We start from the raw sequence: 6,996 nt of genomic DNA on the forward strand, positions 1-6,996 counted from the left end.
TGACGGATGATCAGTTCTCCGTCGTGCGGGCCGTGTTGCGTGTCAGGGCGGCGATGGCGGCCGACACCGCCGCCAGCGCCGCGACCGTGGTGAGAGCCGCGGACAGCGAGAGCCAGTCCGCGAGGAAACCGATCGTCGGCGGGCCGAGGAGCATGCCGACGTAGCCGAGCGTGGAGGCCGCGGCGACCCCGCCCGGTCCGGTCAGCGCACCCGCCCTCGCGATGGCGACCGGGAAGATGTTGGCCAGTCCCAGCCCGGTGACCGCGAATCCGGCCAGCGCGGCCCAGACCGACGGGGCGAGGGAGCCCAGCAGCATTCCGGCCGCCGCCATGCCCCCGCCCACGACCAGCGTCCGGGTCTGACCGAGCCGTTCGACCAGCGCCGTGCCGGACAGCCGGCCCACCGTCATCGTCAGCGCGAAGACGGAGTAGCCCGCCGCGGCGAGTCCGGCGGAGGCGTCGAGGTCCTGGTGCAGATGGAGCGCCGCCCAGTCCGCCATCGCGCCCTCGCCGTAGGCCGTGCACAGGGCGATCAGACCGAAGACGGCGACCAGGCGGCGCGCCGCCCTCGGCCGCGCGGGCGCGGACGACACCGTCTCCGCCGTCTCGGACACGGGCGCCGGGAGGGAGATCAGGGTCCGTCCGGCGACCGCGGTGAGCACCAGGCCGACGGCGGCCAGCAGCGCCAGGTGGCGGACGGGGGAGAGCTGGTCGGCGATCAGTCCGCCCAGCCCGGCCCCGATCACACCGCCCAGGCTGAAGGCGGCGTGGAAGCTGGGCATGACCGGGCGGCGCAGCGCGGCGATGAGATCGACCGCCGCGCTGTTCATGGCGACGTTGAGCCCGCCGAACCCGGTGCCGAAGACGAGCAGCACCAGCCCCAGTGCGAGGACGGAGTGCGTCAGCGGCGGCAGGGCGACGCTCAGCGAGAACAGGGCCGCCGCGGCGACCGTGGTGGCATGGCTGCCGAAGCGGCGGCAGAGCCGTCCGGTGGCCATCATGGTGGCCGCGGCGCCCGCCGACACGCACAGCAGGGCCAGCCCGAGCGCCCCTTCCGACGCGCCGGTCTGCTCCTTGATGGCGGGGATACGGGCCACCCATCCGGCGAACACGAAGCCGTCGAGGGCGAAGAACACGGTGATGGCGGCACGGAGTCGGGTGAGACCGCGGTCCGGGGAGACGGAAGGCGGGGTCCCCGAAGCGGCCGTCCATGTTTTGTTTACTGTCGGCACAAAGTGAGAATAGGACCGTGACCCAGACACGGACAAGGCTTGAGCGCGGCCGAAGCGCTCTTGGACCTGCGCTGGAGCTCGTCCACACCGGGCGCGCGCCCACCCGCGCGGTGCTCACGGCCGAGCTCGGGGTGACGCGCGCCACGGCGGGCGCCGTCGCGGCCGAACTGGAGGCGCTCGGGCTGATCCAGGTCGACTCCCGCCCGCTCGGATCCGCCGGTGCGCAGGGGCGGCCCTCGCACCGCCTCGGCATCGCCCCGCGCGGTCCCGTCGCGCTCGCCGCCCAGGTGCACGCCGACGGCTTCCGCGCCGCGCTCGTCGGACTCGGCGGCACGCTCGTGGCCACCGCCCCCGGCTGTATGACGGTCCCCGCCGATCCGGCGCACGTCATCGACGCGGTGGTCGAGGCCGGAGCCGAACTGCTGCGGGAATCCGGCCGCCGCTGCGTAGGCGCGGGGCTGGCGGTCCCGTCCGCCGTCGCCGAACCGGAGGGCACCGCGCTCAACCCCCTGCACGTCGCCTGGCCGGCGGGCGCGCCGGTGCGCGAGCTGTTCACCCGCGGGCTGGCCGCCGCGGGCGTCACCAACCCCGCGGGGGAGCCGGTCGAGGGGCTGGCGGGCAATGACGTCAACATCGCCGCCCTCGCCGAACACCGCCATGGCGCGGGCCGCGGATCCGCGCATCTGCTGTGCGTGGCCACCGGGCACCGGGGCGTCGGCGGGGCGCTGGTCCTCGACGGGCGGCTGCACACCGGCAGCGCCGGACTGGCGCTCGAGGTCGGCCATCTGACCGTCAATCCCGAGGGGCGGCCGTGCCATTGCGGCAGCCGCGGGTGTCTGGACATCGAGGCCGATCCGCTGGCCTTCCTCACCGCCGCCGGACGCGACCCCGGCCCCGAGGTCTCGCTGCTCCAGCAGGCCCGTGAACTGCTCCGGGACGAGTACGCCGACCCGTCCGTCCGCGCCGCGTCCGACCTGCTCATCGACCGCCTCGGCCTGGGCCTCGCCGGACTCGTCAACATCCTCAACCCGGACCGCATCATCCTCGGCGGACTGCACCGCGAGCTCCTGGAGGCCGATCCGGAGCGGCTGCGGTCGGTGGTGGCCGAGCGCAGTCTGTGGGGGCGCAGCGGCGGCGTTCCGATCCTGCCGTGCACGCTGGACCACAACAGCCTGGTGGGCGCGGCGGAACTGGCCTGGCAGCGGGTGCTCGACGACCCCCTGGCGGCGCTCGGCGTCGTATGACGTTCCGGGCGCGGCGCGTCGCCGCCGTGCCCGGACGCCCGGCAGCGGATCAGTCCGGCCAGTTCACCGCCAGCGCGCGGGCCGGGTTCTCGATGAGGATCCGGTCCATCACCGCGGCACCGACGGCCTGTTCGAGCCGGGGCCGCAGCCGGTGCAGCAGATGCGGGAGACCGGGGCCGCCGTTCACCGAGCGCGCCCCGGCCGTCGTGGTGTCGCCGCCCAGGAGCAGCTGCCCGGCATGGCCCGCTTCCACGAGGGCGGTGAGCACCTCGGGGAGGCGCCAGTCGGTGGTGTGGTGGGCGCGCGAGGGCCCGTCGTACACGAGGAAGGCGCCCATGGCCGCCACCTGACGGTGGACCACCGGATCGGGCGAGCGGTTGAGATGGCCGATCAGCACCCGGTGCGGCGGTACGCCCAACTCCCCGCACAGCAGGTCCAGTACGTCCGGCGCGGCCGTGCCCAGCTCCAGATGGACGGCGATCGGCGCGTCCGTGCGGTGGTGGGCGTGGGCGGCGGCGGTCATCGTGTGGCGGGCGTGTGCGTCGAGCCCGTGAAAGCCCCCGGCGACCTTGATCAGTCCGGCTCGGGGGCCGCCGTCGCCGATGCCCCGTGTCAACTCGTCGGTGAACAGCTCGGCGAGCCGGTCCCGTACCTCCTCGACCGCGCCCGGCGGGTAGTGGATGGCCTGGTGCATCCCGGTGGCGGCCACCAGCTGCACTCCGGTGGCCCGGGAGAGCGCGGGCAGTCGGCCGGCCGCCCGCCCCATGCCGTACGGCGTCCACTGCACCATCGTGCCGCCGCCCAGGGCACGGAAGGCGCGCAGTTCGGCCTCGGCCGCCTCCGCGTCGGCCAGCTCCTGGCCGGGCAGCCGCACGCTGCGGAGGAAGAGGTGGTCATGGGCGTCGCTCGCCGCCGGGGACATCGCCGAGGACGGTACGGACGGCCGGGCTCCGGCCCGTCACCACTGCCGTCCCTCGGGGAGCGCGTCCAGCCCGGGCGCCGACAGATGGAGCACCTGGTAGCGGTCACCGGGTTCCGATGGCGGGGCCGTGTCCTCCCACAGGGTGAACTGGACCAGTTCCCAGCGGCGCGGATCGATGGCGACGGCCGTCGAGTGCACACCGTCCGCCCCCGCCCGCCGGGTCAGCTCCGCCAGCGCGTCCTCGACCGCCTCGGCGGGATCGGCCGCGGCCGGCACGGTCCCGGTGCGCCGGGTGGCCGCCCGCGGTACGGCGGTCGCGGACGGGCCGCGGGCGAAACCGAGGCCCGGCCAGTGCTCGACCACCGGCCGTCCGAAGTCCTGGACCAGGCCCTGGAATCCGGGCCCCCACAGGAAGCGGTGCGGGGCGTCGGACGCGGTCCACAGGTAGAACGGCGCGTACGCGTTCACCGCGGCGCCGTCCACCCCGCGCTCGCTGATGGCGTACGCCTTCAGGCCCAGCCCGGGGAAGTCGTCCAGCAGGGGGCCCTTGGTCCGCACCCGGCGGCGGATGACCTCCATGTCGTAGTCGGCGGGCAGGGTGATCCGGTACTGCATCGCATCCATGGGTGAACTCCTGGGGGAGCGGTGGGAGGGGCGGGAGCGGCGGGTGGTCCGCTCAGGCGGCCGGATACGTGGCGTCGTCGACCAGCTCGTCCCATACGGCCGCCGTGCCGTCCGCCGCGGTCTCCACCAGGGCGAGATGGGTCATGAAGGTGTGCGGTCCGCCACCGTGCCAGTGCCGCTCATCGGGCTCGATCCATACCGTGTCCCCGGCGCGGATCTCCTCGACCGGGCCGCCCTCGCACTGCACCAGCCCGCGCCCCTCGGTGACGTGGAGGACCTGGCCGTGCGGATGGCGGTGCCAGGCGGTGCGGGAGCCGGGGGCGAAGTGGACGCTGTACAGCCGCAGACGTGACGGTTCGGCCGGGGCCGCTATCTCGTCCAGCCAGACGGAGCCGGTGAAATGGTCCGCGGGGCCGCGCTCGCTGCGGCGGGGGTTTCGGGTGATCTCCACGGTGAGCAAGTCCTCTGAGGGGAAGGAGAATCGACTGGGATCGGGGAGGCGCCGGGGTCCGGGCGCCTCCCGCCGGATCGCTACGCGGGCGCCCGGAAGGCGGCCAGCAGGGTGAGCAGCCCCTCCACCGCGTTGTCGAAGGGCGCGGGCGACCCCGCCGCGCGAGCCAGGACATAGCCGCCCTGGACGGTCGCCACGACCGTCGCGGCGACCGGCTCCGGGTCCAGCCCGGCGGTGAACTCCCCGGTCCCGCGGCCCTCGGCCAGCACCTCCGCGAGCCGTCCGCGCAGCCAGTCGAGGGTTTCGTCCACCGGCCGCCGCAGCTCCGGGTCGGCCATCACATCCGGGTCCATCGTCAGCCGGCCGACCGGACAGCCGCGCAGGACGTCGCGCTCCCGCCGCAGATAGGCGCCGACGCGGTCGTACGCGCCGCCCGGCCCGTCCAGACAGGCCGCGGCGACGCCGCGCAGCTCCTCGGCGGTGCGGCGGATGGCGGCGAGCGCCAGGTCCGGCTTGCCGCTGAAGTGGTGGTACATACTGCCCTGCCCCGCGCCGGCGCGCTGCTGGATGGCCTTGGGGCTGGTGCCCACGTAACCGCGCTCCCAGAGGAGCTCCCTGGTGCTCTCGATCAGGCGTTCCGGAGTGCTCATGGCGCCACTGTACACACTAGTAGGTACAGAATTCCAGCGCCTACACTCCGGGTGATGACATCCGCACAGGACTCACTGGCGACCGGTCAGCGCTCGCTCGGCGACCCGTCGGTCCGCTATCCGCTGTGGCCGCCGCTGACCCGGGGCTGTCCGCGGACCGCCACCCCGGAGATGACGTACCCCGTCGAGGTCGACTACGCCTACGACGACGTGCCCGCCGGGCTCTTCGGGCGCACCGGGCCGACGGGCGGGGGTCTGGACCGGTGGGCGCCCCTGCTGCCACCGCTGGCCGCCCCCGGCCTCGGCGAGGGCGGCACCCCGCTGCTCGCCCTGGGCGACGGCGTGTTCATCAAGGACGAGTCGCGCAACCCCACCTGGAGCCACAAGGACCGGCTCAACCGCTGCACCGCGAGCGCCGCGGTCGCCGTGGGCGCGGAGGGCGTGGTGGTCGCCTCCTCCGGCAACCACGGTGCCTCGGCGGCCGCGTACGCCGCCCGCGCCGGGCTGCGCTGTGTGGTCCTGGCCTCCGCCGGGGCGCCCCCGGCGGTGATCTCCTTCCTGCGGGCCTACGGCGCCGTCGTGCTGCCGGTCCCGGCCGACGCGCGCTGGCCGTTGATGCGCCGGATCGTGGACCGCTGCGGCTTCCACCCCGTCAGCAACCTCACCGACACCCACACCAGCCACGCCTTCGGCCCCGAGGGCTACAAGACCGTGGCGTACGAGATCTTCACCGAACTCGGCGTACCGGCGGCGGTGTTCGTCCCGACCGGCTACGGCGAGCTGCTGTTCGGCGTCTGGAAGGGGTTCGCCGAACTCCACCGGCTCGGCCTGGCCCCGCACATCCCCCGGATCTTCAGCTGTGAGCCCTCGGTGGGCGGTCCGCTGGCCGCCGCCGTGCGCGCGGGCCGCCCGGCCGCGACCGTCGCGGTGGGCCGGAGCAAGGCGTACGGGATCGACTGCACCGTGGGCGGCTACCGCGGGGTGCTCGCGGTGACCCGCAGCCGCGGCGAGGCCCTGCTGGTCACCGACGAGGACATGACGACCGCCCGGGCCGAACTGGGCCGCCAGGGACTGTGGGTGGAGCTCTCCGCCGCCGCCGGGCTCGCCGGGCTGCGCGGTCACCGCAGGCGCGGCGGCGATTTCGACGGACCCGTGGTCTGTGTCTCCACCTCCAGCGGCTTCAAGGACATCGACACCGGGACGCATCCGGCCGAACCGGTGGAGCCGGTCTGGGAGCAGGTGGAGCGGCGGCTGCGCGCGGCGGGCATCACCGCCTGAGCCCCGCCGCGGCTACTCCCGCCGGGGTACGGCGGATGTCACCGGCCGTACGACGACGCGGACGCCGCGGTGGACGACGCTCGGAAGGTGCCGGCCGGACCACGGCCGCGTACCCCACCCCTTCCGAGGAGCGCGATCAGCATGAACACTCTGGCGCACGGCTTCGCCGACGGCGCGGGACCCGGGCCCTGGATCCTGCTCGTCCCCCTGATGTGGGCGCTGGTCATCGGCGGCGGGATCGCCCTGCTGCGGCGTACGGCCGGGCGGCGGCACGCCCGGTGGCCGCACGGCCTCCCCGACCACGGCGAGCGCTCCCCGGTCGCGCTGCTGGGCCGCCGCTTCGCGGCCGGTGAGATCGACGAGGAGGAGTACTGGCGGCGGCTGTCGGTCCTGGACGAGCGGTTCGGACCGCGAGTGCCGAACGACACGGTCTAGGTGTCTTGTTCGGATCGTCGTGGATCAGGCCGCGGCGTCGGGTGCGGGGGGCGTAGCTGGGGCACATCGCACGGCGGAGCCCGCGGAGATCCGAACGACACGGCCCGGTGCCGCGTCAGCCAGGGTTCGCCCCGCTCGCCGCCGGGCGAACCCTGGCTGAC

7 protein-coding genes and 1 pseudogene are annotated in these 6,996 nt (G+C 74.6%); 3 read left to right on the plus strand and 5 right to left on the minus strand.

What is annotated here, in order from left to right:
• Positions 1-10: 10 nt before the first annotated feature.
• Complete coding sequence (locus AC07FT_RS35935) at positions 11-1,231, minus strand: MFS transporter (protein WP_479180360.1); 1,221 nt, start codon at positions 1,229-1,231, stop codon at positions 11-13.
• Positions 1,232-1,248: 17 nt separating this feature from the next.
• Here AC07FT_RS35935 and AC07FT_RS35940 point away from each other — a divergent pair, with 17 nt between their 5' ends.
• Positions 1,249-2,475, plus strand: a complete 1,227-nt coding sequence (locus tag AC07FT_RS35940; RefSeq protein ID WP_479180361.1) for an ROK family protein — start codon at positions 1,249-1,251, stop codon at positions 2,473-2,475.
• 49 nt (positions 2,476-2,524) lie between these two features.
• On the opposite strand, the pseudogene AC07FT_RS35945 reads toward AC07FT_RS35940, so the two are convergent.
• The 4 genes and pseudogenes from AC07FT_RS35945 to AC07FT_RS35960 all read right to left on the minus strand — a co-directional run bounded on the left by AC07FT_RS35945 (position 2,525) and on the right by AC07FT_RS35960 (position 5,122).
• Positions 2,525-3,437, minus strand: a pseudogene (locus AC07FT_RS35945) (phosphotriesterase family protein).
• Positions 3,434-4,021: a DUF4865 family protein gene (locus tag AC07FT_RS35950; protein WP_479180363.1), complete on the minus strand. Its 588-nt coding sequence runs from the start codon at positions 4,019-4,021 to the stop codon at positions 3,434-3,436. Before AC07FT_RS35950 ends, AC07FT_RS35945 begins: the two are co-directional and overlap by 4 nt.
• A gap of 52 nt (positions 4,022-4,073) precedes the next feature.
• Entirely contained in the window at positions 4,074-4,472 is a 399-nt protein-coding gene (locus AC07FT_RS35955; protein ID WP_471207046.1) for a (R)-mandelonitrile lyase, read from the minus strand.
• Between the two features lie 80 nt (positions 4,473-4,552).
• Positions 4,553-5,122, minus strand: coding sequence for a TetR/AcrR family transcriptional regulator (locus AC07FT_RS35960; protein WP_479180364.1), 570 nt, complete (start codon positions 5,120-5,122; stop codon positions 4,553-4,555).
• A gap of 54 nt (positions 5,123-5,176) precedes the next feature.
• Here AC07FT_RS35960 and AC07FT_RS35965 point away from each other — a divergent pair, with 54 nt between their 5' ends.
• Positions 5,177-6,400 (plus strand): threonine synthase, encoded by a 1,224-nt coding sequence (locus AC07FT_RS35965; RefSeq protein WP_479180366.1) that lies wholly within the window; start codon positions 5,177-5,179, stop codon positions 6,398-6,400.
• Positions 6,401-6,541: 141 nt separating this feature from the next.
• Entirely contained in the window at positions 6,542-6,835 is a 294-nt protein-coding gene (locus AC07FT_RS35970) for an SHOCT domain-containing protein (protein WP_479180367.1), read from the plus strand.
• Positions 6,836-6,996: the final 161 nt, after the last annotated feature.

It is taken from the genome of Streptomyces sp. NPDC045899, assembly GCF_056431485.1.

Coding starts and splice junctions, on each gene's coding strand:
- AC07FT_RS35950 (WP_479180363.1), bottom strand. CDS start 4,021: ATGGATGCGATGCAGTACCGGATCACCCTGCCCGCCGACTACGACATG.
- AC07FT_RS35960 (WP_479180364.1), bottom strand. CDS start 5,122: ATGAGCACTCCGGAACGCCTGATCGAGAGCACCAGGGAGCTCCTCTGG.
- AC07FT_RS35965 (WP_479180366.1), top strand. CDS start 5,177: ATGACATCCGCACAGGACTCACTGGCGACCGGTCAGCGCTCGCTCGGC.
- AC07FT_RS35970 (WP_479180367.1), top strand. CDS start 6,542: ATGAACACTCTGGCGCACGGCTTCGCCGACGGCGCGGGACCCGGGCCC.